Source organism: Herbiconiux dendrobii (assembly GCF_052048175.1).
GTDB lineage: Bacteria > Actinomycetota > Actinomycetes > Actinomycetales > Microbacteriaceae > Herbiconiux.
Genome location: NZ_JBLZQV010000001.1, coordinates 815242 through 840686 on the forward strand (window position 1 = coordinate 815242; position 25445 = coordinate 840686).

The 25445-nt window shown below is 70.2% G+C and carries 24 protein-coding genes and 1 tRNA gene; 12 read left to right on the plus strand and 13 right to left on the minus strand.

Annotated features, from left to right (window positions below; translation table 11 throughout):
- Positions 1-188: 188 nt before the first annotated feature.
- From ACN4JJ_RS03760 to ACN4JJ_RS03780, 5 genes are all read right to left on the minus strand, one after another.
- The gene (locus ACN4JJ_RS03760) at positions 189-1496 is read right to left on the minus strand and encodes a DUF58 domain-containing protein (RefSeq protein ID WP_440708562.1); all 1308 of its coding nucleotides are present in this window, start codon (positions 1494-1496) and stop codon (positions 189-191) included.
- 37 nt (positions 1497-1533) lie between these two features.
- Positions 1534-2526 carry an AAA family ATPase gene (locus tag ACN4JJ_RS03765; protein ID WP_440708563.1) on the minus strand — a complete coding sequence of 331 codons (993 nt, stop codon included), beginning with the start codon at positions 2524-2526 and terminating at the stop codon, positions 1534-1536.
- 75 nt (positions 2527-2601) lie between these two features.
- A complete protein-coding gene (locus ACN4JJ_RS03770; RefSeq protein WP_440708564.1) occupies positions 2602-3861 on the minus strand; it encodes a DUF4350 domain-containing protein in 1260 nt (419 codons plus the stop codon).
- Positions 3858-4544 (minus strand): DUF4129 domain-containing protein, encoded by a 687-nt coding sequence (locus tag ACN4JJ_RS03775; RefSeq protein WP_440708565.1) that lies wholly within the window; start codon positions 4542-4544, stop codon positions 3858-3860. The genes ACN4JJ_RS03770 and ACN4JJ_RS03775 overlap by 4 nt, the downstream gene beginning before the upstream one ends.
- Entirely contained in the window at positions 4541-5854 is a 1314-nt protein-coding gene (locus tag ACN4JJ_RS03780) for a hypothetical protein (RefSeq protein WP_440708566.1), read from the minus strand. Before ACN4JJ_RS03780 ends, ACN4JJ_RS03775 begins: the two co-directional genes overlap by 4 nt.
- A gap of 117 nt (positions 5855-5971) precedes the next feature.
- Here ACN4JJ_RS03780 and mtrA point away from each other — a divergent pair, with 117 nt between their 5' ends.
- From mtrA to secA, 6 genes are all read left to right on the plus strand, one after another.
- Complete coding sequence (gene mtrA / locus ACN4JJ_RS03785; protein ID WP_440708567.1) at positions 5972-6649, plus strand: MtrAB system response regulator MtrA; 678 nt, start codon at positions 5972-5974, stop codon at positions 6647-6649.
- Positions 6650-6662: 13 nt separating this feature from the next.
- Positions 6663-8393 carry an MtrAB system histidine kinase MtrB gene (gene mtrB, locus ACN4JJ_RS03790; RefSeq protein ID WP_440708568.1) on the plus strand — a complete coding sequence of 577 codons (1731 nt, stop codon included), beginning with the start codon at positions 6663-6665 and terminating at the stop codon, positions 8391-8393.
- Positions 8386-10101: an LpqB family beta-propeller domain-containing protein gene (locus ACN4JJ_RS03795; protein WP_440708569.1), complete on the plus strand. Its 1716-nt coding sequence runs from the start codon at positions 8386-8388 to the stop codon at positions 10099-10101. Before mtrB ends, ACN4JJ_RS03795 begins: the two co-directional genes overlap by 8 nt.
- A 63-nt stretch (positions 10102-10164) precedes the next feature.
- On the plus strand, positions 10165-10923 hold the full coding sequence (locus ACN4JJ_RS03800; protein WP_440708570.1) for a ComF family protein: 759 nt from the start codon (positions 10165-10167) through the stop codon (positions 10921-10923).
- 96 nt (positions 10924-11019) lie between these two features.
- Positions 11020-11745: a ribosome hibernation-promoting factor, HPF/YfiA family gene (hpf, locus tag ACN4JJ_RS03805; RefSeq protein ID WP_440708571.1), complete on the plus strand. Its 726-nt coding sequence runs from the start codon at positions 11020-11022 to the stop codon at positions 11743-11745.
- A gap of 140 nt (positions 11746-11885) precedes the next feature.
- Positions 11886-14801, plus strand: coding sequence for a preprotein translocase subunit SecA (gene secA / locus ACN4JJ_RS03810; protein WP_440708572.1), 2916 nt, complete (start codon positions 11886-11888; stop codon positions 14799-14801).
- A gap of 35 nt (positions 14802-14836) precedes the next feature.
- Here the strand turns inward: secA and ACN4JJ_RS03815 are convergent, their stop codons facing one another.
- Complete coding sequence (locus ACN4JJ_RS03815; RefSeq protein ID WP_440708573.1) at positions 14837-15268, minus strand: Rv3235 family protein; 432 nt, start codon at positions 15266-15268, stop codon at positions 14837-14839.
- A gap of 389 nt (positions 15269-15657) precedes the next feature.
- Between ACN4JJ_RS03815 and ACN4JJ_RS03820 the strand changes: the two genes are divergently transcribed.
- Positions 15658-17151, plus strand: a complete 1494-nt coding sequence (locus tag ACN4JJ_RS03820; protein WP_440708574.1) for a sensor histidine kinase — start codon at positions 15658-15660, stop codon at positions 17149-17151.
- 46 nt (positions 17152-17197) lie between these two features.
- Here ACN4JJ_RS03820 and ACN4JJ_RS03825 read toward each other — a convergent pair whose 3' ends face one another.
- Entirely contained in the window at positions 17198-17446 is a 249-nt protein-coding gene (locus ACN4JJ_RS03825) for a WhiB family transcriptional regulator (protein ID WP_055808652.1), read from the minus strand.
- 193 nt (positions 17447-17639) lie between these two features.
- On the opposite strand from ACN4JJ_RS03825, the gene ACN4JJ_RS03830 reads away from it, so the two are divergent.
- Entirely contained in the window at positions 17640-18086 is a 447-nt protein-coding gene (locus tag ACN4JJ_RS03830) for a hypothetical protein (RefSeq protein ID WP_440708575.1), read from the plus strand.
- 15 nt (positions 18087-18101) lie between these two features.
- Here the strand turns inward: ACN4JJ_RS03830 and bcp are convergent, their stop codons facing one another.
- A complete protein-coding gene (gene bcp, locus ACN4JJ_RS03835) occupies positions 18102-18584 on the minus strand; it encodes a thioredoxin-dependent thiol peroxidase (protein ID WP_440708576.1) in 483 nt (160 codons plus the stop codon).
- Positions 18585-18668: 84 nt separating this feature from the next.
- Here bcp and ACN4JJ_RS03840 point away from each other — a divergent pair.
- Positions 18669-18744, plus strand: a tRNA-Lys gene (locus tag ACN4JJ_RS03840).
- A 331-nt stretch (positions 18745-19075) separates the two neighbouring features.
- Here the strand turns inward: ACN4JJ_RS03840 and ACN4JJ_RS03845 are convergent.
- A complete protein-coding gene (locus ACN4JJ_RS03845; protein ID WP_440708577.1) occupies positions 19076-19567 on the minus strand; it encodes a hypothetical protein in 492 nt (163 codons plus the stop codon).
- A gap of 354 nt (positions 19568-19921) precedes the next feature.
- Here ACN4JJ_RS03845 and ACN4JJ_RS03850 point away from each other — a divergent pair, with 354 nt between their 5' ends.
- A complete protein-coding gene (locus ACN4JJ_RS03850; protein ID WP_440708578.1) occupies positions 19922-20416 on the plus strand; it encodes a hypothetical protein in 495 nt (164 codons plus the stop codon).
- 32 nt (positions 20417-20448) lie between these two features.
- On the opposite strand, the gene ACN4JJ_RS03855 is transcribed toward ACN4JJ_RS03850, so the two are convergent.
- A complete protein-coding gene (locus tag ACN4JJ_RS03855; RefSeq protein WP_440708579.1) occupies positions 20449-20739 on the minus strand; it encodes a hypothetical protein in 291 nt (96 codons plus the stop codon).
- 223 nt (positions 20740-20962) lie between these two features.
- Between ACN4JJ_RS03855 and ACN4JJ_RS03860 the strand changes: the two genes are divergently transcribed.
- Together ACN4JJ_RS03860 and ACN4JJ_RS03865 are read left to right on the plus strand one after the other, a co-directional pair.
- A complete protein-coding gene (locus tag ACN4JJ_RS03860) occupies positions 20963-21199 on the plus strand; it encodes a helix-turn-helix domain-containing protein (RefSeq protein ID WP_440708580.1) in 237 nt (78 codons plus the stop codon).
- Positions 21192-22502, plus strand: a complete 1311-nt coding sequence (locus tag ACN4JJ_RS03865) for a HipA domain-containing protein (protein ID WP_440708581.1) — start codon at positions 21192-21194, stop codon at positions 22500-22502. The genes ACN4JJ_RS03860 and ACN4JJ_RS03865 overlap by 8 nt, the downstream gene beginning before the upstream one ends.
- A gap of 36 nt (positions 22503-22538) precedes the next feature.
- On the opposite strand, the gene ACN4JJ_RS03870 is transcribed toward ACN4JJ_RS03865, so the two are convergent.
- From ACN4JJ_RS03870 to ACN4JJ_RS03880, 3 genes are read right to left on the minus strand one after another with little or no spacing between them, the layout of a single operon-like run.
- Positions 22539-23342 carry an ABC transporter ATP-binding protein gene (locus tag ACN4JJ_RS03870; protein WP_440708582.1) on the minus strand — a complete coding sequence of 268 codons (804 nt, stop codon included), beginning with the start codon at positions 23340-23342 and terminating at the stop codon, positions 22539-22541.
- A complete protein-coding gene (locus tag ACN4JJ_RS03875) occupies positions 23339-24400 on the minus strand; it encodes a FecCD family ABC transporter permease (protein ID WP_440708583.1) in 1062 nt (353 codons plus the stop codon). The genes ACN4JJ_RS03870 and ACN4JJ_RS03875 overlap by 4 nt, the downstream gene beginning before the upstream one ends.
- Positions 24397-25440 carry a FecCD family ABC transporter permease gene (locus ACN4JJ_RS03880; RefSeq protein ID WP_440708584.1) on the minus strand — a complete coding sequence of 348 codons (1044 nt, stop codon included), beginning with the start codon at positions 25438-25440 and terminating at the stop codon, positions 24397-24399. Before ACN4JJ_RS03880 ends, ACN4JJ_RS03875 begins: the two co-directional genes overlap by 4 nt.
- Between the last annotated feature and the right edge of the window lie 5 nt (positions 25441-25445).

Sequence of the window (25445 nt, forward strand, 5' to 3'; positions counted from 1 at the left end):
GCGAGCCGCGACATGTGAGCGCGCGGTCGAGGCACCCGGCCTGCGGTCGGGCGCCTCGGCCACACGCTCACCTCGGGTCGGCGAGTACGGCCTGAGACTTCGGGTGCTCGTTGGAGGCTTTGGGCGGGGTGCGGGGTGCGGGCTGCTGGGCGGCATGCGGAGGCGGGGGGGCTATGGGGGGCGACGCGTTAGAGGCGGCCGGCGGCCTTGAGGGCGAGGTAGCGGTCGGCCACGGCCGGGGGGAGGTCGGCGGGGGAGCCCGTGACCACGTCGGCGCCGTAGCGCTTCAGGACCGTGGTGACACGGGCCACGTCGAGGAGGGCGCGCTCGGCGGCGGCGGCGCGGTAGACCTCTTCGCGGTCGCCGCGCTCGAGAACGCCGGCCAGGACATCCGGATCGGTCACCGAACTCACGAGCACCAGGTGGTTGCGGGTGAGCTGCGGCACGATCGACATCAGCTCGCGCGAGATGCCGGGCGCGTCGATCGCCGTGCAGAGCACCACGAGCGAGCGCTGCGTCGTGACCTGGCGCACGAGCCCGGGCACGGCGGTCCAGTCCATCTCGATCAGCTCAGGCTCGATCGGCGCCATCACGTCGACCATCCGCGACAGCAGTTCGGGTCCGGATGCCCCGTGCACGCGACCCCGCAACCGGCGGTCGAACGCGATCAGATCGACCCGGTCGCCCGCCCGGGTGGCCAGGGCGGCGAGCAGCAGCGCGCTCTCGAAGGCGGTGTCGATGCGCGGCTCGTCGTCGATGCGGGCCGCCTGCGTGCGGCCGGTGTCGATCACGATCACCACACGCCGGTCGCGCTCGGGCCGCCAGGTGCGCACCATCGTGTCGCTGTGCCGCGCGGTCGCCCGCCAGTCGATCGAGCGCACGTCGTCGCCGCGCACGTACTCGCGCAGGCTGTCGAACTCCGTGCCCTGCCCACGGATCATCACGCTCGTGCGCCCGTCCAGCTCCCGCAACCGCGCCAGCCGCGACGGCAGGTGCTTGCGCGAATTGAACGGCGGCAGCACCCGGATGCGCCCGGGCGCCAGCAGGGTCGCCTGCCGGGCGGCCAGCCCGAGCGGTCCGAACGCCCGCACGGTCACCCGCTCGGTGCGCCGCTCGCCCCGCCGGAACGGCGTGAGGGCGATCGCGTACGAGCGCCGCTCGCCCGCAGGGATCTCCACCCGCGCGCGCGCCGAGGCCGGCCCCGCCGAGGGCTGCCAGGCGTCCCGCACGACTGCCCGCAGCATCCGTCGCCCCGTGTTGGTCAGGTAGAGCGTCGACACGGCGGTCTCACCCAGTCGTACCCGCCCCGGGATGGACCGCTCGACGGCCACCCGCCGAGGCGAGGCCGCGAGCACCAGATCGAGCACCACGAGCGCCACCACGAACAGCAGCCACACCCCCAGAGCCCCCAGCGCCAGCCCGAACAGCTCGCCGAACAGCACCACGGGCACCACGCCCAGCGCCACCAGCGCCACGAACCGCCCCGAGAGGGTCACCGGGCACCCCTCCCCATCCGGTGGGAACCAGCACCCATCAGATGGGAACCTGCACCTGCGTCATGATGCTGCGGAGGATGCTGTCCACCGCGACGCCCTCGAGCTCGGCCTCGGGCCGCAGCTGGATGCGGTGCCGCAGCACCGGCAGCACCATCGCCTGCACGTGGTCGGGGGTCACCCCCGTGTACCCGTTCAGCCATGCCCACGCCTTGGCGGAGGCCAGCAGCGCGGTGCTGCCGCGGGGGCTGACGCCGAGCTTCACCGACGGGCTCTGCCGGGTGGCGCGCGCGAGATCGACGATGTAGGCGAGCACGTCCGGCCCGGCCTGCACCCGCACCACGGCCTGCTGCGCGTACAGCAGCTCGGCGGCGGTGAGCACCGGTCCGACCCCGGCCGCCGCCAGGTTGCGCGGGTCGAAGCCGTTCGCGTGCCGCTGCAGCACGGCCACCTCGGTGTCGCGCTCGGGCAGGTCGAGCACGAGCTTCAGCAGGAAGCGGTCGAGCTGTGCCTCGGGCAGCGTGTACGTGCCCTCGTACTCGATCGGGTTCTGGGTGGCGGCCACCAGGAACGGGTCGGGCAGCTTGCGGGTCACGCCGTCGGCGCTCACCTGCCGCTCCTCCATCGCCTCCAGCAGCGAGGACTGCGTCTTCGGAGGCGTGCGGTTGATCTCGTCGGCGAGCAGGATGTTCGTGAACACCGGCCCCTCGCGGAACGAGAACTCGCCCGCCTTCGCGTCGTAGATCAGCGAGCCGGTCACGTCGCCCGGCATCAGGTCTGGGGTGAACTGCACGCGTTTGGTGTCGAGGCTGAGCGCCTGGCTGAGGGTGCGCACGAGCAGCGTCTTCGCCACACCGGGCACGCCCTCCAACAGCACGTGACCGCGGGCCAGCAGCGCGATGATCAGGCCGGTGACGGCGCCGTCTTGCCCCACGACCGCCTTGGCGACCTCGGTGCGCACCCGGGAGAGCGCCTCCCGCAGCTGGGCGTCGGTGGGAGCGGAGTAGGGGGAAGGGGAGGAGATGTCGGTCATCCATGGTTCCTAACTGCGAAGACGGCGGGGGAGTTCAGGATCGGGGTCGCGGAGAGCGGGGCCATGCCGGCCGGCCTACCCCGGGGTGGTGGCGCGGGCCACCTGCTGTTCGAGCACGAGCAGGGCGTCGGAGTAGCGCAGCAGATCGGCTTCGGATCGGGGCGTCCCGCCCACCAGCAGGTCGTGCACCTCGTCGACGTGCCGGCCGGTGACGGCGGCGACGGATCGGCTCACCTCCACCACGGTGGCGTGCCGGGGCAGCGCGAGCTGCACCGTGAGCCGGGAGAGCGTGCCGATGCGCAGCGAGTCGAGCGCGCGGGCATGCGCCCCCTGCCGCGCGTAGAGCCGGGCGCGGCCCTCGAGCGTCTCGCTCGCCCGCACGGTGACCGGCAGGTTCTCCACCACGACCGGCCCGAAGCGCCGCCCGCGCCAGATGCCGGCGGCGACGGTGGTGACGATCAGCAGCAGCAGAACGGGGGTGACCCAGTCGGGCGTCAGCTCACCGAGGGTGGCGGGGGCACCGGCCTCGACGTCGTCGTAGCCCGGCAGGTACCAGACGAGCGTGGCGTTCTCGCCGAGCAGGTTGAGCACCAGCGCGCCGTTGCCGTAGGCGGTGGCGGCGTCGTTGGTGAGCGCGTCGCCGGCGCCGAGCACCGTGGTGCTTCCCGCATCGGAGGGGAGCCCGATGACGGCGTAGGCGTCGTCGTAGGAGCGGAAGCAGGTCTGCGCGGCCGAGGCGGCGCCCGAGGCGTTCGCGTCGAGCACCCGGTAGGTGAGGTTCGGCCGCGAGATCTCGCCCGCCTTCTGAGCGGCCGGCAGAGTGCATCCGGCGCTCACCGAATCGGCGTCTTCGGGGGAGCCCGCCGTCGCGATGCCCGGGGCCAGGGCCTCGAGCTCCGAGGAGCCGGGTTCCACCAGCACGAGGTCGTCGCCGAGACCGGCCACCTGCTCGAGCCGTTCGTCGTCGAGGAAGCCGAACGGATCGGCGAACAGCACCGTCACCGGCCCGGTCGCGGCGGCGGCGGCATACTGGGCCTCGCCGAGCGTCGACGCCGCGATCACGTCGACGCCCTGCTGACGCAGCACCTCGGCGACGGCACGGCTGCCCTCGGGCCCCGCGTTCTCGATCGAGAAGACATCGGTGTCGGGCGCGGCTGAGGAGGTGGCCAGCGTGGTGACGATCGCGAAGACGACGGCGGCGAGCACGGCGACGATCCAGAACAGCCAGCGCCGGGCGGTGCGCCCCACGGTCGCCGTCTCGACGGTCGCGGCCTGAGGGCGGGCGGTCCGGCCGGTCTCGGGCCCGGTGGTGGTGCCGGTGCCGGGCGCGCTCATCGCACGGGCTCGCTCACGACGGGTTCGAGGCGAACGGGCTGCTCCGACTGCAGGCGCCGGTCGAGCGCCGCGATGCGGTCGTACTCGCCGCGGCTGCCCGGCCGATCCAGGTACCGCACCCCGTCGAACAGCCCGGCGCCCGCGAGCAGCTCCTCACCGGAGGAGGGGAAGGCGGATGCGGCCCGGCGCGCGAAATCCTGCGCGGTCGTGCCGGGTGCGGTCGACACCACGGTGCGCTCGGCCAGCTGCCGGGCCAGAGCCCGGAAGGCCTCCTCGATCGCCAGCCGGAAGTCGCCGGCCGCGGCCGCGCGCTCGGCGGAGCGCCGCAGCTCCTGCGAGGAGCGGGTGTCGTCGCTGCCGAACAGCGCGCCGGGCTCCACCCGGCTGCGGCGGTTCAGGCGCGGGCGGCCGTAGACCACGAAGGCCACCACGATCAGCGCCACGACCACCAGCACGACGATCAGCACCACGATGCCCTGCAGCGACAGCCCCGATCCGTCGGGCAGCCGGAGCGAGTCGAGCCAGTCCTGGAACCCCTGGGCGAGCAGGTCGAACCAGGTCGGCCGGGCGGCCTGGTAGGGCGGCTTGCCGAGCTCGGTCGAGAGCCACTCACGCGCCCGATCGGCGTCGGGATCGACCGGGAGGTCGTTCACGAGCCGGGAGACGAGGGCAGCCGCGATCATCCGCGCGGCTGGGGAAGGTAGGGGTCCGGCCACTCGTCCAGGCCCGACTGGCGCGACTCCACGAAGCGTGTGAGCTCGATTCCGAGCCCCTCCTTGCGCATCCGCAGGTCGATGTAGATCACGGCCACGGTGGCGGCCTGCACGACGGCGCTGATGGCGCCGAGCACGATCGTCACCACCACGAACACGAGGTAGAGCACGATGATCGCGGCGATGCCCGAGCCGGAGTTGTTCGGGTCGATCACGGTCGCCACGATCGGCATCAGGAACGAGAACGGCGTCGAGATCAGCTGGGTGGCGAAGCTCAGGATGACGGCGACCAGCCAGATCACGCCGAGGGTGCGCCAGAAGTTCGCCATCCCCGCGGTGAGGCGCCACGAGCGACGGATGGCGGCGCCGACGCCCAGGCGTTCGAGCACGATCACGCTCGGCACCATCGACAGCTTGGTGCCGATCCAGGCGGAGAGCACGCCGAGCCCGAGGCTCAGCAGCACGGCGACCACGATCGCTATGGCGAGCCCCGGGCCGCCCGCGAACGCGCCGAGCACCACGATGCCCACGATGATCGCCAGGCCGACGAGCACGGCGGCCGCCACCAGGAAGAACCAGCCGGCCAGCGGCAGGGTGCGCCGCAGCGCCACCTTCCAGAGCTCGCCGAGACGGCGCTTCTCGCCGAGGGTGGCGCGGGCGACCTCCACCACGAGCACCGCCTGCAGCAGGGCCGAGGCGAAGAGCGAGAGGGCGAGCGGAATGACGATCGAGACGATGAGCACGGCGACGTTTCCCGCGCTGATGGCGTCGGCCTCGTCACTGGAGGCCGGCAGCGAGGCCCAGCGGGAGAGGGCCCAGAAGGTGGCGACCCCCACGAACACGGCGGTGACGACCACCACGATCAGCTGCACCAGCAGGCCGCTGCCGAAGGTGGCCTTGGGATTGCGGCGCAGCACCTGGAACGGTGCCGCCATCAGCGTGCCGAAGCCGAGCGGGCGCAGCGGGATGAGGCCGGGCTTGGGCGGCGGGGCCCACTGCGCCGAGCTCTGCCAGCCCGGACCGTAGGCGCCGGGTTGCGGACCGTATCCCGGATGCGGCTGACCGTGACCGGGCGGCGCATACGCGGGAGCGGGCGGCGGAGCGTATTGCCCGTACTGCGGCTGCGGCTGCGGCGGCGCGGGCGGCGGGGCGTACTGCCCGTACTGCGGGACCGGCGGCGGGTACTGCTCGTAGTGCCCAGCGGGAGGCGCCGCAGCGGGAGGCGCCGCATCCGGAGCCTGAGGCTCGGAGCCGGGAGCCGCCCAGGTGTTCTCGTTCATCGGTGATCCTCACGTTTCAGCCGGTGCCGACCCACACCCCGTCCCCTCACCCATGTTTCCACACTCCTTGGGAGTTTTCTCGGAGTGGTCCACGATCCGCTCCACTAGCCTTGTGCGATGGACCCTCGCATTCTCGTTGTCGACGACGACACCGCCCTTGCCGAGATGATCGGCATCGTGTTGCGGGCCGAAGGCTTCGAGCCCACCTTCTGCGCCGACGGCGGGGAGGCGCTCGCCGCCTTCCGCGAGTCCAAGCCCGACCTCGTGCTGCTCGACCTGATGCTCCCCGGCATGGACGGCATCGAGGTCTGCGGCCTGATCCGTGCCGAGTCCGGCACGCCCATCATCATGCTGACCGCGCGCACCGACACCACCGACGTCGTGAAGGGGCTGGAGTCCGGCGCCGACGACTACGTGGTGAAGCCGTTCAATCCCAAGGAGCTGGTGGCGCGCATCCGCACCCGTCTGCGCCCGGCCTCGGAGAGCACGCCCGAGCTGCTGCAGATCGGCGACCTGCAGCTGGATGTCGCCGGCCACGAGGTGCGCCGGGGCGACGTGCGCATCAACCTCACGCCGCTCGAGTTCGACCTCCTGCTCGCCCTCGCCACGAAGCCGCAGCAGGTGTTCACCCGCGAGATGCTGCTCGAGCAGGTCTGGGGATACCACTACAAGGCCGACACGCGCCTGGTGAACGTGCACGTGCAGCGCCTGCGCGCGAAGGTGGAGGAAGACCCCGACAACCCCAAGATCGTCATGACGGTGCGGGGCGTGGGCTACCGCGCCGGCTCCGCGTGAGACGCGACCGGCCGTGACCACCGCAGCGAACGCGCGGCGGAACCAGGCCGTCGGCCCCGCCATCGCCCGCAACTGGCGTGGCTGGCCGCGCCAGATCGCGCGGCTGTGGCGGCGTTCGCTGCAGTTCCGCACCATCGTCATCACGGTCGCGCTCTCGGCCGTCGCCGTCGTGGCCACCGGAACGTACATGTCGATCTCGATCGGCAACGACCTCTTCCAGTCGCGCCTGAGCCAGGTGCTGGTCGAGTCGGAGAACGCGGCGAACGCGGCGCAGACCATCTTCGACTCCTCGGATCCGGCGGGCGAGGCCTCCACCATCTCGCTGCTGAGCTCGGCCAAGTCGGCCATCATCGCCTCCTCGTCCAGCCGCCTGATCGCGCTGTACGCCACGCCGGGGCGAACCTCGGATGCCACGACCGTGCTCTCCTTCGCGAGCCCCGAGCTCGCCAGCCCCACGGTCATCACGCCTGAACTCCAGGCCCAGGTCGGAAGCGACACGGGCGACGTGCAGCAGTACTGGCAGTCGGTGCCCTTGTCGAACGGGCAGGGGGGCACCGATCCCGGCATCATCGTCGGCTCGCCGCTCACCATCCCGGGCGCCGGCGACTTCGAGCTCTACATCGGCTACAACCTGTCCGAGGCCGAGCAGACGCTGGTGTTCGTGCAGCAGACGCTGTGGCTCGGCGGTCTGGCCCTGGTCATCCTGATCGGCCTGGTGGCCTGGGTGATCGTGCGCCTCGTGGTGCAGCCCATCCGCACCGCCGCCGACACCAGCGAGAAGCTCGCCGCGGGGCAGCTCGAGGTGCGCATCCCCGAGCGCGGGGAAGACGTGATCTCCACGCTCGCTCGCTCGTTCAACGGGATGGCCGACAGCATGCAGTCGCAGATCACCCAGCTGGCCGAGCTCTCGCAGGTGCAGCAGCGCTTCGTCTCCGACGTCTCGCACGAGTTGCGCACCCCGCTGACCACCATCCGCCTGGCCGGCGACGTGCTCTACGACCAGCGCGACACCTTCCCCCCGGCCACCGGCCGCACCGCCGAACTGCTGCACACCCAGACGGCGCGGTTCGAGCTGCTGCTCAGCGACCTGCTGGAGATCAGCCGCTTCGATGCCGGATCCGCGTCGCTGGACACCGAGCCCACCAACCTGGTGCGGCTCGCCGAAGACGCCGTCGACCAGATGGAGTCGCTCGCCGAGCAGGCCGGCTCGCCGCTTCGGCTGGTGGCGCCGGGAGGCTACTTCGAGGCCGAGGTCGACGGGCGCCGCATCCGTCGCATCGTGCGCAACCTGCTCGGCAACGCGATCGAGCACGGCGAGGGCAAGCCGATCGTGGTGAGCGTCGACAGCGACGAGCGCTCGGTGGCCCTCTCGGTGCGCGACTATGGCAGCGGCATGACCGAGGTGGAGGCCGAGCGGGTGTTCGACCGGTTCTGGCGGGCCGATCCCTCGCGCAAGCGCACCATCGGCGGTACGGGGCTCGGTCTCGCGATCTCGCTCGAGGACGCGGCGCTGCACCGGGGCTTGCTCGAGGTGTGGTCGCGGCCGGGGGCGGGGAGCAACTTCCGGCTCACGCTGCCGCGGACCCCGGGGCGCCAGCTCGGCGAGTCGCCGCTTCCGCTGGAGCCCGCCGACGCCTACGGCGAGGTGCCGGCGGTGGCCGAGCTGCGGCCGCCGGCGCGGCACGACGAGGCCGGCGAGCCCGAGCCGGCCCGACCCGAGGCCGAAGGGGCCGACCATGCGTAGACGATCCGGTCGTGCGATCGCGGCCCTGCTCGGCGTGCTGATGCTCGTCGCCCTCACCGCCTGCAGCGGCATCCCGCGCTCGGGCCCCGTGCAGCCGGGCGACGCCATCGGCACCGACGACGACATCGACGTGATCTTCCTGGCCGCCGACCCCACCAAGGGCGCCAGCCAGCAGCAGATCCTGAACGGCTTCATCCAGGCCGCCAAGAGCCCGCAAGACGACTACGCCATCGCCCGTCGCTACCTGGCCCCGGATGCGGCGGCGTCCTGGCGCCCCAACGCCAAGACCACCGTCGACACCGGAACCCGGCCCACCTCGGCCCAGAACGACAGCACCCTGCAGATGAACGTCACGCAGGTGGCATCCGTCGACGCCAACGGCTCGTACGCCCAGAGCACCACGAATGCGCCGCTCACGCTCGGCTTCGGATTCACCCAGGTGGACGGCGAATGGCGCATCAACCAGCTCGACGACGGGATCGTGATCGAAGACCTGTTCTTCGACCAGGTGTTCAGCGCGCACGCCCTGTACTTCTACGATCCGACGTTCACCTACCTGGTGCCCGACCTGCGCTGGTTCCCGACCTCCACGGCGGTCGGCACCCGGGTGGTGAAGGCCCTGCTGGTGGGCCCCTCGGCCTGGCTCGGCGACGGCGCGGTGGTGACCGCCTTCCCGGACGGCACCACGACGCCCGCGGTGGTGACCACGGGCGGGCAGACCCAGGTGGAGCTCTCGAGCAACATCCTGCAGGCCGACGCGACCGACCTTCAGCGGATGCGGTTCCAGCTGAACGAGAGCCTGCGCGACCTGGCGTCGACCTCGAGCGTGGCGATCTCGGTCGACCAGAACATCGTGCCGATCCCGGGCTCGGACGTGCCCCCGCCGGATGCCGACCCACGGGTCGATGCGCGCCCGCTGGTGCTGCGGGACGGCTCCCTCGGCTACCTGACCTCCAGCGGCGTGACCGTCATCCCCGGCATCAGCGACGCCGTCGAGGCGCTGAGCCCCACGGCGGTGGCCTATTCGGCCACGGCGGAGTCGGCGGCGGTGCGCGCGGCCGACGGCACCGTGCACGCGGTGCGCGCTCCGGGGTCGCCGGGGTCGGCTTCGGGGTCGGGCAGCACCGCGACCGTGCTGCTGGATCAGCGCAGCGGGCTGATCGCCCCCGCGATCGACCCCTGGGGCTTCGTCTGGTCGACCCCGAGCAGCAATCCCGCCGCCGTGTCGGCCTATGCGCCCGACGGCACCGCGCTCGGCATCCCGAGCACCTGGGACGGCGCCTCCGGCATCACCTCGCTCGAGATCTCGCGCGACGGCACCCGGGCCGTGGCCTTCCTGTCGATCGACGGGGTGCCGAAACTCGTGGTGGCGGCGGTCATCCGCAACCAGGACGGCGTGCCGGAGCGGCTGGGTCAGCCCGTCGAGCTCACCAGCGGGGTCGGCACACCCCTGGACGCCACCTGGGTGGACCAGTTCTCGGTGGCGGCGGTCACCGAGCTCTCCACCGGCGAGACGCGCGCCGTTGCGCAGCGGCTCGGCGCCCGTAGCTCGAACCTCGGGGCTCCGGCCGCAGCGGTCTCGATGGCGGGCGGGAACGATCTCGAGGGCCTCCGGGTGCTGGCCTCCGACGGCGAGCTGCTGCAGCAGCGGGGGAGCAGCTGGCAGTCGTCTGCTCCCGGCATCACGCTGCTGGCTGTGCAGAACTGACGTCCTCTCCACAGATCCGCCGGCGGGCGGATGCTCGGCCGGCCGGGCGGCGACACTCGGGGCATGTCCCTCTTCACTCGCCCGCTCATCCCCTCGCCCGCTCTCCTCGCCCCCGATCACCCGCTCGGCCAGTGGCTCACCGAGGCCGCCGCCGTGCTCGTCCCGGTGGTGTGCCTGGGCTGCGGCGAGGTCGACCGGGCGGTGTGCCGCCGGTGCGGGCCGCAGCTGGGGCCGCCCCCGGTGAGGGTGGCCGACCTGTGGCCGCACCATCTCGAGGTGGCCGTCGGTCTCGACTACGGCGGGGTCGTCGCGACGGCGCTCGGCGCCCTGAAGGAGCGCGGGCGAACGGATGCCGTCGCCGCGCTGGCTCCGGCCCTGCGCGCGGTGCTGGCGTTCGCGATCGAGCGCTGGTCGGCACCGGGGCTTCCGCCTCCGCTGCTGGTGTGTGCGCCGTCGGATCGGAGCGCGGTGCGGCGCCGTGGGTACCGGCCGGTCGACGACCTCGTGCGGGCGGCGGGGTTCGTCGCCGGGCGCGTCCCGATGCTCACGCTGAACCGGCCGATCGCCGACCAGGCGGGTCTCTCGGCGGCGGGCCGCCGGGCGAATCTGCTCGGCGCGATGACCGCGCATCCTCGGGTCGGGGGCCGGTGCGTGCTGCTCGTCGACGACGTGCTGACCACCGGTTCCACGCTGATCGAAGGCCGGCGTGCGCTCGAAGAGGCGGGCGCGACCGTGCTCGGTGCGGCCTGTCTCGCGCACCGCGAGCGACGCTTCGTGACCCCCAGCGTAACGAAAGACGACGTACAGGTGATTAGTCGGTGACTATCCGGTGCGGGCGTACTAGCGTGAACCCCACAAGGCGCGAACGGTCCCGACCTTGGTCGGCACCGCGTCACCAAAAATGGCTAGGAGGTCTCCATGGAAATCAACATCACTGGACGAAACCTAGGGCTTACGGATCGCTTTCGCGAGTACGCGAGCGAGAAGGCGGAGAAGGTCGAGCATCTCGCTGACAAAGCTCTCGCCCTCGAGATCAAAGTGAGTCGCCACAACTCGGCGAACGGCACCCAGAGCGGAGACGATCGGGTGGAGCTGACCCTGATCGGTCCGGGTCCGCTGGTGCGGGCGGAGAGCGCCGCATCCGACAAATACGCGGCGTTCGACCTCGCGATCGCCAAGCTGATTCAGCGGGTACGCCGGGCGAAGGACCGCAAGAAGGTGCATCGCGGGCAGCACCGCCCGGTCTCGCTGCACGAGGCGGCCACCGGCAGCTTCAGCGCCGTCGGTGTCGAGCCGGCCTCCGTGGAGGCCCTGACGAGCATCTCGGCCGACGGTTCGGCCGCACCCGTCGCCGGGGCCTCGGCTTCGGCCTCGGCGGATGGCACGCCGGTGGAGGCCGACGACGAGTACTGCCCGGTCGTCATCCGTAAGAAGGTGTTCGGCGCCTCCCCGATGACCGTCGACGACGCGCTCTACCACATGGAACTGGTCGGGCACGACTTCTACCTGTTCATCGATTCCGAGTCGAACCGTCCGAGCGTGGTCTACCGGCGCAAGGGCTGGGACTACGGGGTGATCGGGCTCGACGAGAACGCCGACGCGTTCACCGAGCTGACCACCGAGACCGTGGGGGCCGCCGGCTAGGCGGTTTCCCGAGGCCACGGAGTCTCTCCCGCCCCGCGCTGCGCACTCGGCGAACGTTCCGCCGACGCCCAGGCGTGAGCAACTAGTATGGCTTACGCTTGCGCGGACAGCGCAGCGACGACTGCAGTGGGAGAAGCTCCGTGGCCTCAGTTCTTGAAAAGGTCCTTCGTGTCGGCGAGGGCCGGCTCCTTCGCAAGCTCCAGAACTATGCGAAGGCGATCAACGCTCTGGAAGAAGACTTCCAGGCGCTCTCCGACGAGGAGCTCAAAGACGAGACGCCGCGGCTGCGCGAGCGCTACGAGGCGGGCGAGAGCCTCGACCACCTGCTCCCCGAGGCCTTCGCGGCCGTGCGTGAGGCCTCCAAGCGCACCCTGGGCCTGCGGCACTTCGACGTTCAGCTGATGGGTGGCGCCGCCTTGCACCTGGGCAACATCGCCGAGATGAAGACCGGTGAGGGCAAGACGCTGGTCGCCACCACCGCGGCCTACCTCAACGCCATCGCCGGCAAGGGCGTGCACGTCATCACCGTGAACGACTACCTCGCGGGCTACCAGAGCGAGCTGATGGGCCGCGTGTTCCGGGCCCTCGGCATGAGCACCGGATGCATCCTCGCCGGTCAGACGCCGGCCGAGCGCCGCGTGCAGTACGAGGCCGACATCACCTACGGCACGAACAACGAGTTCGGCTTCGACTACCTGCGCGACAACATGGCCTGGCAGGCCAGCGACATGGTGCAGCGCGGCCACTTCTTCGCCATCGTCGACGAGGTCGACTCGATCCTCATCGACGAGGCCCGTACCCCGCTGATCATCTCGGGCCCGGCATCCGGTGAGGCCAACCGCTGGTTCAACGAGTTCGCTCAGATCGCCACCAGGCTCGTGGCCGAAGAAGACTACGAGGTCGATGAGAAGAAGCGCACCGTCGGCGTGCTCGAGCCCGGCATCGAGAAGGTCGAGGACTACCTCGGCATCGACAACCTCTACGAGTCGGCCAACACTCCGCTGATCTCGTTCCTGAACAACGCCATCAAGGCGAAGGCCCTGTTCAAGAAGGACAAGGACTACGTGGTGCTGAACGGCGAGGTGCTCATCGTCGACGAGCACACCGGCCGCATCCTGGCCGGGCGGCGCTACAACGAGGGCATCCACCAGGCCATCGAGGCCAAGGAGGGTGTGGCGGTCAAGGCCGAGAACCAGACCCTCGCCACCGTCACCCTGCAGAACTACTTCCGCCTCTACGACAAGCTCGGCGGCATGACCGGTACGGCCGAGACCGAGGCCGCCGAGTTCATGAGCACGTACAAGCTCGGCGTTGTCGCCATCCCGACCAACCGCCCGATGCAGCGCATCGACCAGTCCGACCTGGTCTACAAGAACGAGCAGGCGAAGTTCGACCAGGTGGTCGAAGACATCGTCGAGCGGCACGAGAAGGGCCAGCCGGTGCTGGTCGGCACCACGAGCGTCGAGAAGAGCGAGTACCTCTCGCGCCTGCTCGCCAAGCGCGGGGTGCGGCACGAGGTGCTGAACGCCAAGAACCACGCCCGTGAAGCGGCGATCGTGGCTCAGGCCGGTCGCCTCGGTTCGGTCACCGTCGCCACCAACATGGCCGGTCGCGGTACCGACATCATGCTCGGCGGAAACGCCGAGTTCCTCGCCGTCGCCGAGATGCACGCGCGCGGTCTCAATCCCGCCGAGACCCCCGAGGAGTACGAGGCGGCGTGGGACGAGGTGTTCGACACCGTGAAGGCCGAGGTGCAGACCGAGGCCGACAAGGTGATCGAGGCCGGCGGCCTCTACGTGCTCGGCACCGAGCGCCACGAGTCGCGCCGCATCGACAACCAGCTCCGCGGTCGCTCCGGCCGCCAGGGCGACCCCGGGGAGAGCCGGTTCTACCTCTCTCTCACCGACGACCTGATGCGCCTCTTCAACGCCGGTGCCGCCGAGAGCCTGATGGGCCGGGCCAGCGTTCCGGATGACCTCGCGATCGAGTCCAAGGTCGTCTCCCGTGCCATCCGCAGCGCCCAGTCGCAGGTCGAGGGCCGCAACGCCGAGATCCGCAAGAACGTGCTGAAGTACGACGACGTGCTGAACCGTCAACGTGAGGCCATCTACAGCGACCGCCGGCACATCCTCGAGGGTGACAACCTGCAGGATCGGGCGCAGAAGTTCCTCGACGACGTGGTCGACGCCGTGATCACCGACCACGCCTCCAGCGGAACCGGCGACGACTGGGACTTCGACGCCCTGTGGGCCGAACTGAAGACCCTCTACCCGATCTCCATCACCATCGACGAGGTCATCGCCGAGGCCGGCAGCAAGGGTCGCATCAACCGCGACTTCGTCGCCCGCGAGATCCTCTCCGACGCCAAGCTGGCCTACCAGCGCCGCGAGGAGACCCTCGGCGAACAGGCCATGCGCGAGCTCGAGCGCCGCGTGGTGCTCTCGGTGATCGACCGCCGCTGGCGCGACCACCTCTACGAGATGGACTACCTCAAAGACGGCATCGGACTGCGCGCCATGGCGCAGCGCGATCCTCTGGTGGAGTACCAGCGCGAGGGCTTCGCCCTGTTCCAGTCGATGATGGGCCAGATCCGCGAGGAGACCGTGGGCTTCCTGTTCAACCTCGAGGTCGAGGTGAACTCCTCGCCGAGCGCGGTCGGCGCGCCGGTCGTCGAGGCCAAGGGACTCACCCAGCCCACCGCTCCGGCCGAGAAGCTCAGCTTCTCCGCGCCGAGCGACTCCGGCGGGGTCGAGGTGCGCAACCAGCGCGGCCAGATCGAGCAGGCCGCCACCGCGCGTGCTCAGCAGGCGGAAGAGAAGTCGGCTCCGGTGGCGAGCGCCTTCTCCCGCGGCGCGGGTGCCCAGCCCTCCTCCGGCGCGGCGTCGCAGTCGGGTTCCGGGTCGGCCGGGAACAGCTCTGCGGCGAAGTCATCGGGCTCGGGCTCTAACTCCGGTACCGCGGCCAAGGGCTCCAAGCCCGCGGCCCAGGGTGCCAAGCCCGCGGCTCAGGCTCCGGTCAACCGCGCTCAGCGCCGTGCCCAGGGCAAGAAGAAGTAGCCCCCGCCCGTCTTCGAGGCTCATCCTTCATCGGATCAGAGCACGTGTACGGCGCTGGCCCGCCAGCGCATCCCCAGCGCCTCCAGGCGGATGGCCACGGCGCGTGACCGAGCGCGCCCGTGCACGATCACGACCGCCTCGACCACCCCGTCACGCGGTTCGCTGACCACCGTCGAGCCCATGCGGAAACTCAGACGACCGGGTGCCTCGCCGCGCGCCGTGCGGGCACGCTGCGAGAGCACCACGCGCTTCATCAGGTGGGCGTGCACGTCGCTGGAGAGCCACCGGGCGATCTGATCCAGGCTCCGCGTGCCGGCCAGGATCTCGATCACGCACCGCGCGAGGTTCTCGGCCAGAGCGCGCGCATCGCCGCGCAGTGCTGCGTCGTCGTCGACCGGCTCCGGCTCGAGACGCGCCGGTGGGCCCGACACGAGTTCTCGAGGCATCTCCAGGGTGGTCGAGGTCATGAGCGCTCCTTCTGTTCAGAGGCAGCACCGCAGAGGTAAGGATTGCTCACCATGGTGCTGAGGGCTGTTACTCAACCAGTGTCGAGAAAGCTTGTCCAGCAGCGTTTGTGCCCTGTGGAATCCGTCCCGCTGCCGGCTGTATTAGGTGGCAATTGCTCATAACACCCAGGTGGCGCCCGCTGGTGTACTGAAGGCACGCGAAAGCACGAGTTTCCGACCGGGGTGCCCGTTCCCCCGATCTGCCGCAGCCCCGGTCGGAATGTTACGGCTCCCGTGGCCACTTCGTAGGGAAACGTGGTCACGGGAGCTCCCCTTCCGTCGGCCCTCGAATCGGGCTCTCGATCGGCCTCTGATTCGAGTGCCAGGCGAGTCGCCGTAGGCTAGTTCTCGTGTCAACACTCAGCGATCTCGTCTCGGCCCACGGCAGCTCCACCGAAGCCGATGTGGAGTGGCTGCACCTGCTCGTCAGCGATTGCCAGCTGCTGGCCGACCTGGCTTTCGCCGACATCGTGCTCTGGGTTCCCACCGCCGACGGCACCTTCGTCGCGGTGGCCCACTCGCGCCCCTCCAGCTCGGCGACGCTGTTCTACCGCGACTTCGTCGGGCAGACCATCAAGCCCGAATGGCGCAAGCAGGTCACGGATGCGTTCGAGAGCGCTCAGATCGTCGACACCGCGGCGCCGGACTGGTACGAGGAGACGCCCACGCGCGTGCGCGCGGTCCCGGTGCTGCGGCGCCTCTCGGTCTCCGAGCAGACCACCACCGACAAGCCGATCGCGGTCATCACCCGGCACACCAATCTCAGCGAGGCCCGCACGCCGAGCCGGCAGGAACTCACCTTCAACGAGTGCGCCAACGACCTGTTCGCCATGATCGCGGCGGGCGACTTCCCCGATCTGGGCGCTCCGACCGGCCCTCGTCGGGGAGCCCCGCGAGCATCCGACGGTCTCATCCGTCTCGACGTCGACGGTGTGGTGACCTTCGCGAGCCCCAACGGGCTGTCCGCCTTCAACCGGATGGGCTTCGCCGGGGAGCTCGAGGGCCAGTCGCTGGCCGAGGTCACCACGGGGCTGCTGGCCGGGCGCCTGGTGGTCGACGAGTCGCTGCCGCTGGTGGTCACGGGCCGGGCGCCGTGGCGCACCGACATCGAGGCACGCGGCGTCACCGTGTCGCTCCGGGCCATCCCGCTGCGCACCCGCGGCCACCGCTTCGGGGCCATCGTGCTGAGCCGCGACGTGACCGAGCTGCGCCACCAGGAGCGCGAGCTGATCACGAAAGACGCGACGATCCGCGAGATCCACCACCGCGTCAAGAACAACCTGCAGACGGTCGCCTCGCTGCTGCGCATCCAGGCCCGTCGTACCCACTCCGACGAGGCTCGGGACGCCCTCACCCAGGCCATGCGCCGGGTGGCGGCGATCGCGGTGGTGCACGACACGCTGTCCGAAGGGCTGAACCAGAAGGTCGACTTCGACACCGTGTTCGACCGGGTGCTGCTGCTGGTGGCCGAGGTCGCCTCCGCGCACAACACCACGGTGCATCCGAAGTCCTCGGGCAGCTTCGGTGTGCTGCCGAGCGAGTACGCCACGCCGCTGGCCCTGGCGCTCACCGAGCTCGTCACCAACGCGGTGGAGCACGGGCTGGCGGGTCAGGAAGGCGAGGTCGAGATCGTCGCCACGCGCTCGGAGGAGACGCTCACGGTGGAGGTGCGGGACAGCGGAACCGGCCTGCCCGAGGGCAAGGTCGGCTCGGGGCTCGGCACGCAGATCGTGCGAACGCTCATCCAGGGTGAGCTCGGCGGCACGATCGACTGGCACACCATGGTGGGCAGCGGCACGGTCGTGACCATCGAGATCCCGTTCCGCTGGCTCAAGAAGCCCTAGACACGCAAAGAACCCGCTGACACCGGGTCAGCGGGTTCTCAGAGATTCAGGATGCGCGGCGGGCGCGCGCGGCGCGACGCTTGAGAGCGCGGCGCTCGTCTTCGCTCAGGCCACCCCAGACGCCGGAGTCCTGACCGGTTTCGAGTGCGTACTGCAGGCAGACCTCGGTGACGGTGCAACGGGCGCACACGGCCTTCGCCTTGTCGATCTGGTCGACGGCAGGTCCGGTGTTCCCGACGGGGAAGAACAGCTCGGGGTCTGCGGTCAGGCAGGCGGCTTTGTCGCGCCAATCCATAGCGGGTGCTCCTTATGTAGCCAGGTGCGTAGGTCGAACGACCTAAGGGGGGATTCGGGTGAATAGTCAACGGCACGGTAGACGTTGCAATCAGAGGAGATTGCACCCGCTCACGTCACTGTGAGCAACGTTGACCTCAAATATGGTCGCATACTGGTATTTGCAAATCAAGGGTTTTCTCGGGAGTACGAGCGTGAGTGACGAGACGAACAGCCGCGGAACAACGGGTGAACACGGTGTGACGGGCCGCCGTGAGCCGGTTCGGCGACCGGCTCTGCTGGTGCTGCTCGCGGTGATCGTGGGCGCCGAGGCGCTGGTGATGATCGGCGTGGTGGTGTGGCTCGTGCTCGAGCTGCTGACCGCGCGGCCCACCTCGTACACGACGGCGCTGGCCATCCTGGTGCTCGCGGCCGTCGCCGCGCTGTTCCTCTCGTTCGTCGCCATCCACACCCTCCGGGCGCGCCCATGGACCAGGGCGGCGACCCTCACCTGGCAGCTGCTGCAGATCGTCATCGCGATCGGCTGCTTCCAGGGCCTGGTGGCCACGCCCACCATCGGCTGGTACCTACTGGTGCCCGCCGTGCTGGCGATGCTGCTGCTGTTCACGCCACCCGTCGTGGCGGCCACCCGCCGCGAGTGACGGTGCGGCGCGGGCTCAGGCGTCGATCTTGAGCTTCTTGCGCAGCGAGGCGACGTGCCCCGTGGCCTTCACGTTGTAGAGCGCGAGGGTGAGGATGCCGTCTTCGTCGACGACGAAGGTCGAGCGCAGCACGCCGGTGACGGTCTTGCCGTAGAGCGACTTCTCGCCCCAGGCGCCGTAGAGGTGGTGCACGGCGACATCCGGGTCGGAGAGAAGCGGGAAGTTCAGGCCCTGCTCGTCGACGAACTTCGCCAGCTTCTCGGGCTTGTCGCGCGAGATGCCCAGCACGACGTAGCCGGCGCTCTTCAGCGAGTTCAGGTTGTCGCGGAAGTCGCAGGCCTCCGTGGTGCAGCCCGGCGTTCCGGCCTCGGGGTAGAAGTACACGATGACCCGCTGACCGCGGAATTCCGACAGCGACCGGGAGTTCCCGTGCTCGTCGAGGAGGGTGAAGTCGGGGGCCGTCTGTCCGGCCTCGAGGCGTGCGCTGGTGTCGGTCATGGCTCCAGTATTTCGCATCCCGGGCTCGGTTTCACATCATCCTCGGAGCATGCTAATGTTGACGACTGGCTCGCCAAGAGCCTCGCACCTCTAGCTCAATCGGCAGAGCAACTGACTCTTAATCAGTGGGTTCTCGGTTCAAGTCCGAGGGGGTGCACCACGCAAGCGGCCCGGGTCTCCAAACCCGGGCCGTTTTTTCGTTGTGCCAGGGAGTCGAACGGCGGGGCCGATCCGGTATCTACCAGGTGCCTGCTTCGCTCTTCGGGTGGTGCTGGCGACGAAGCCCGTCGACGTCGGTACTGCTGTGTTGCTGCGGGGACAATCTTCGGGGTCGGTTATGGTGTCGGCCATGGGAGCGTTTCCCCCGCTCGTTCCCTAGCCGGGAGTGCGCGATGGGTAGGCGCACTCCCGGCGTTCACATTCCTCCTGGGAGCACGGGCGCGGCACGTTGAGCCGGTGCGGAGGAGTGAATCAGCGCATCGTCCGCCTGGTCATCCGTAGGTGACGGGCAGTGCTGTCGATTCCGACCGGAACCCGGTGGCGGTGAACGTCAGGGTGGCGACGGGTGGCGGTGTCTGGCCGGAGGTCCTCTTGCCGAGGTACATCAGCAGCGGTCCGGCGGTGTCGTGGGCCGGGATGGTGGCGTAGTAGGCGAAGGGCGTGTCGCCGGAATCGTCGAAGGTGCCGTAGTTCCAGCTGATGTCGCCGCTGAAACCGGCGAAGAAGTAGCCGTCGGGCGAGTAGGGCAGAGTCGCGAGGAGGCCGCCCGCAGGGATATCCGTGTCACTGTCGTTCGTGACCCGGATCAGATACCTGGTGAGGGGCCCGTCCTGCGACGGAGGGGAGACGTCGAGGACGAGGCGGCGCGTGTCTTCGCTGGCCGCGGCCGCGGGAACAGCGATCGCTGCGAGCACGACGGGCGCGGCCCAGGCGGCTCCGACGACCGTACGGCGGCTGAGAGTGTGAGGGGCATCCTCGGTCATACGGTCACCGTAACGGAAGGTCCGCGCCCTGAAGCGGTCATGTCCTGAAGAGGCGACACTTCCAGCTCCCGCGGCCGGCTTGCGACGGCGATGTATTCAGGACCGGTGGAACGGAAACGAAGACGTGGTGCCGTGCGCACGCCCCCGAGGCTGCCTCGAGCGACACGAAGTAGCCGTCGCCGATGACCTTCTCCAGCTCCGTCGGATTGCCGGACCCGGTGCCCCAGACCTTCTCCTTCAGGATCACCTGAAGCACGACGATGAGCGGCAGTTGCCCCTAACATGAGGCCGGGGGGATCGACGTGACAGACAACACCACTACTCGCACCACCACGGCCCGATGAGTCGCCACGCATGACGGGGGATGAGCCGACGGTCGAACGGCGCGTGCTGCTTCTCGGCGGGGTGGGCGCAGCGGCCGCGGCGGTGGCCGTCGCATCGGGCGCCGGTCCGAGCGCGGCTGCGTGGGCGAAGCCGGTGATCCAGCATGCTCTGTCGCTTCCCTCCGCCGCTGCGTCGGAGCCGCAGAGCACCGGGTCGACGAGCTTGTCCGAGGAGTGGTACGGCGTCACCAGCTTCTTCGGTGGTACCGCCGACGTCGCCGGGGTGTTCACGCTCGAGACGGGCACCACCTACCCGAAGGGCACCGACCTCTCGGTGACGTTCGCCGACCCGCTGGAGCTGACCGTGGACCAGCCGATCATCGTGGATGCAGGCGACGGGCTGTTCAGCTTCACCGTCCGCTACACGCCGCTGAGACCCGCACAGTACTCGGACACCGTGATGACGGTCAGCGCTCCCGGGTTCACACCGGCGCAGGCCTTCGTGTACATCCCCGAACCGGACTGACCGCCCCTCGGAGCAGGTCGTGCGCCGGGAGCCTACATTCCCCGCCCCGCGTGCGACGGCGACGTGTTCAGGATGCGCGGGACCGAGACGACCACGTGATGGTGCGCGCACGCCTTCGCGGCGGCCTCCAGCGTCGAGTAGTAGCCGTCGCCGATCAGTTCCCTCGGGACCTGCCACGTCACCACGCGGAACCGCCACACCTCGAAGCCGTCAGCGTCCAGGACAGGCAGATAGCGGATCTCTGCGAACGGTTCGGCAGCCCCGCTGATCCGGTACACCCACGTGCTGGGCACCAGATTGTCCACGGGGTGCCAGCCGGCCAACGGGTGCTCCTCTCGGATGGGAGTGCGCCGGCCCGCGCAGTCGTCATCGTAGAACCGACCACCGACGACACGCCAACCGGGCGCCCGCCTCAGCCGGTCGTCTCGAAGATCGCCGTGGGCTGCACGCCGCCGAGGAAATTACCGAACGGTTATGCGTGCGTTCGCTACTACCGATCGGTAATCACGGCTAGACTGATTACCGAACGGTAATAGAGGAGGCGGTATGCGCTCATTGCTGGAGAAACCACAGGATCTCGGGCGCTTCGTGCACCGCATCCGCGTGGAGGCCGGTCTGACACAGAGCCAGCTCGCGGCGGCATTGGGGACGAGTCAGCGTTATGTTTCCGAGCTGGAGGCAGGCAAGCCCAAGCGCATCGACGCGAACTACTTCGACGTCCTGCGAAGGCTGGGCATCACGCTCCATGCGGAGACGGTCGCCGAAGACTGGAACAATGACTGACGAGTCCGCACTCCCCGTCAGCCTGTTCGGCACCCGAATCGGCGAGCTCGTCCCGCACGAGGGCAAGGCCCTGCTGCGCTGGTCGGATGACGCGGAGTCGCGGTGGGGCCTGAACTCGCCGGTCTTGAGTCGCAGCCTGCGCGTCTCGCGCTCGGACGTGGAACAGACCGAGTCCTTCTTCGGCGCTCTGCTGCCCGAGGGTGCGCACATCGAGCGGTTGGCCAAGGACGCGAAGACGGTGAGCAACGACCTGCTGGGGCTGCTCCGGTATGTGGGGGCCGACCTCGCCGGTGCGCTTCGGATCGGCGACCCTCCAGACCCCGGTGAGCCGCAGAAGCTCACTGCGGAGGAGGTTGCGGCTCTCCTGCAGAACGCCTCGGGATTCCTTGTGGGCGGCGGCGGATCGGCGCACCCGGGCTTCCAGCGCAAACTCACGCTGACGCGGCAAGGCGGCCGCTGGTGGCGGGGCAACGGAACGGTCCCCTCCACGCACATCCTGAAGCCCGTCGAGGCGGGACAGCGCGCCGCGATCGAGGGCGAGCACTACGTGCTGCAGATCGCTCGGCGACTCGGACTCGCCGGATTCGGCACCGGGATCGAGACGATCGGAGATCTCGATGTGCTCGTGATCGAACGGTACGACCGCCGGGTCTCGCAGTCCGGCACCATCGAGCGTCTTCATCAGGAGGACGCCGGACAGGCGCTGGGCCTGCCCTGGGGCGGCGACGACAAGTTCGAGACGCGGAACCCGGCCTCGACGCTGCGGGCGGTGGCGGGCCTGGTGGACTCCGGTCGATCGGTCGTGGACCCGCGTCGATTCTCCGACCGGCTCGAACTGCTCCGATACACCGTGCTGAATGTCTCCGCCGGGAACACGGATCCGCACGCCAAGAACTTCTCGCTCCTGCACGACGACACCGGACGCACCCGGCTCGCGCCCTTCTACGACGCCGCTCCGCTGGCCCTCGACTTCTCCCTCGGCACGGCGCTGGCCATGAAGATCAACGGCGTCTCGCAGCTCCCAGACGTCACGGTCGATGATCTCGTCGCCGAAGCGGAGGCCTGGGGCGTGCCTGCCGACTCCGCACGGGAGACGATCGCACGCACTCTCGAGGACATCGTCGAGGCGACCTGGGAGCTGTCCGCGCATCCGTCGATCGAGAAGCACATCCCGGGCTACGTCCGCGGCCAGGCCGAGAACCTGGCGGCCGGCCGCCCTGCCCGCATCGAATCGGCCGTGCCGCTGATGGCGATGCCGAGGATCGGGACACCTGCCACGCACCAGCAGCAGGAGCGCAGATAGACGAGAGGGCGCGGGAGCCGCTGACGCGGTGAGCGCTCAGGCGGTGACGTGGTGGCGGCCGAGGGGGAGCATGAGCGGCTTGCCGGTGGTGGGGTCGGCGATGATGCGGTTCTCGAGGCCGAAGACGGCGCGCACCACGTCTTCGGTGAGCACCGTCGAGGGGTCGCCGGCGGCGTGCAGCCGCCCGTCGGCGAGGGCGATGAGGTGGTCGGAGTAGCGCGCCGCGAGGTTGAGGTCGTGCAGCACCATCACGATGGTGGTGCCGCGGGTGCGGTTGAGGTCGGTCAGCAGGTCGAGCACCTCGATCTGGTGGCTCACGTCGAGGAAGGTGGTGGGCTCGTCCAGCAGCAGCAGATCGGTCTGCTGGGCCAGGGCCATCGCGATCCACACCCGCTGGCGCTGCCCGCCCGAGAGCTCGTCGACCGGGCGGTCGGCCAGCGCCACGGTGTCGGTGGCCTCGAGCGCGCTCGCCACCGCCTCGTCGTCGGCGGTGCTCCAGCGCGAGAGGATGCCCTGGTGCGGATGCCGCCCCCGCCCCACCAGGTCGGCCACCGTGATGCCCTCCGGCGCGATGGGCGACTGGGGGAGCAGGCCCAGCGTGCGGGCGAGCTGCTTGGCCGGCATCCGGTGCACCTGCGCCCCGTCGAGCAGCACCTGGCCCGCTCGCGGAGCGAGCAGCCGCGACATCGACCGCAGCAGCGTCGACTTGCCGCAGGCGTTCGCACCCACGATCGACGTCACCCGGCCCGGTGGCACGAGCAGGTCGAGGTGCTCGATCACGGTGCGGTCGCCGTAGCCGAGCGAGAGGTTCTCGACGGTGAGCGTGTGGTCGGTCGTCACAGCGAGCCTCCTCGGCGGTTGGTGCGGATGATGAGGTAGATCAGGTACGGCGCGCCGAGCACCCCGGTGACGACGCCGACCGGATACCGGGTGCCGAGGGCGAACTGCCCCACGAAGTCGGCCACCAGCACGAGCAGTGCGCCGACGAGGGCCGCCGGCACGAGCATCGAACCGCCCCGTCCCACGACGCGCGCCGCGATCGGCCCCGAGAGGAAGGCCACGAACGCGATCGGCCCGGCCGCCGCGGTGGCGAAGGAGATGAGCCCCACCGCCGTCACGATCACGACCAGCCGGGTGCGGTCGACCCGCACGCCGAGGGCCGAGGCGGTGTCGTCGCCGAGCTGACTCGTCGCGAGGTTCTTCGACTGGCCGAGCAGCAGCGGTGCGAGCACGGCGAGGGCCACCAGCACGGGCAGCACCTGCCCCCAGCTGCTGCCGTTGAGGCTGCCGGTGAGCCAGCGTTGCGCCTCCTGCAGGTCCCACTGCGCCGCTTGGGAGAGCACGTAGGCGGTGACGCTGTCGAGCATGGCGGCGACCCCGATGCCGATCAGGATGAGCCGGGTGCCGACGACCCCGCTCTTGTACGACAGCAGGTACACCAGCAGCGCCACCGCCAGCCCCACCACGATGGCGAAGACCGACACCTGTGCGGCGCCGAGCGAGAGCGTGATGATGGCGAACGCGGCCGCCGCGCTCGCGCCCGCGCTGATGCCGATGATGTCGGGGCTCGCGAGCGGGTTGCGCAGCATGGTCTGGAAGGTGACGCCGCCCAGCCCGAAGCAGAGACCGGCGAGCACCGCGAGCACCGCACGGGGCAGACGCAGCCGGCCGACCGTGAAGGTGGCGCCCGAGACATCCTGACCCAGCAGCACGCCGATCACGTCGGCCGGCGGATAGAAGGTCTGGCCCACCATGAGCGTCACGGCGAAGGCGATCAGGATGAGGGCGGCCAGCACCCCGATCACGGCCCGGCGCCGCGCGGCCCGGCTGCGGCGGCTGCGGACGATCGCCGTGGCGGTCGCCGAACGGGCCGGCGCGGGGGAGAGGGCGGTGCTCACAGGGCCCGCACCTTCTGCCGGCGGACGATGAAGATGAAGAACGGCGCACCGATCAGCGCCGTGATGATGCCCACGTCGATCTCGGCCGGGCGGGCCACGATGCGGCCCAGGATGTCGGCCGCCGTGAGCAGCGCGGCCCCGGTCACCGCCGAGAACGGGAGGAGCCAGCGGTGGTCGACGCCCACCAGCAGGCGGCAGGCGTGCGGCACGACGAGGCCGACGAAGGCGATCGGGCCGGTGACGGCGGTGACGGCTCCGCAGAGCACCACGGCCCCGACGGCGGCGGCACCGCGGGCCACGGCCACGCGCTCGCCGAGGCCGGCCGCGAGCTCGTCGCCGAGCGCGAGCGAGTTGAGGCCGCGGGCCGAGAGCAGGCAGATCGCGAAGCCGGCGAGCAGGAACGGCAGCACCTGCTGCACGGCGGCGAAGGTGCCGCCGCCCACCCCGCCGATCTGCCAGGAGCGCACGGCGTCGCCGATGTCGGCGCGCGGCAGCACGATGGCGCTGATGAACGAGACCAACGCGGCGGAGGTGGCGGCGCCCGCGAGCGCGAGCTTCAGCGGGGTGGCCCCGCCGCGGCCGAGCGAGCCGACCGTGTAGACGAACACGGCGGCCAGTGCCGCGCCGCCGATCGCCACCCAGATCTGCAGGCCCGCCGAGCTCAGCCCGAACCACGCGATCCCCGTCACCACGGCGAGCGAGGCCCCCATGTTCACGCCCAGGATGCCCGGGTCGGCGAGCGGATTGCGCGTCACCCCCTGCATCACGGCCCCCGAGACGCCGAGTGCGGCCCCGGCGAGCACGGCGAGGAGGGTACGCGGGATGCGCTTCTCGACGGCGGCACCGCCGAAACCGTCGGCCCGGCCCGTGAACGCGGCCACCGCATCCGCCCAGTCCACCTCGCGCGAGCCGATCATCACCGAGGCGACCGTCAGTGCGAGCAGGATCACGGTCACGGCCAGCAGCCAGAGCGCACGAAGCCGTCTCGGGCGCCGCACGACGGCGGCGCCCGAGACGGGGGAGGGAGCGAGGGTGGTCACCGGTG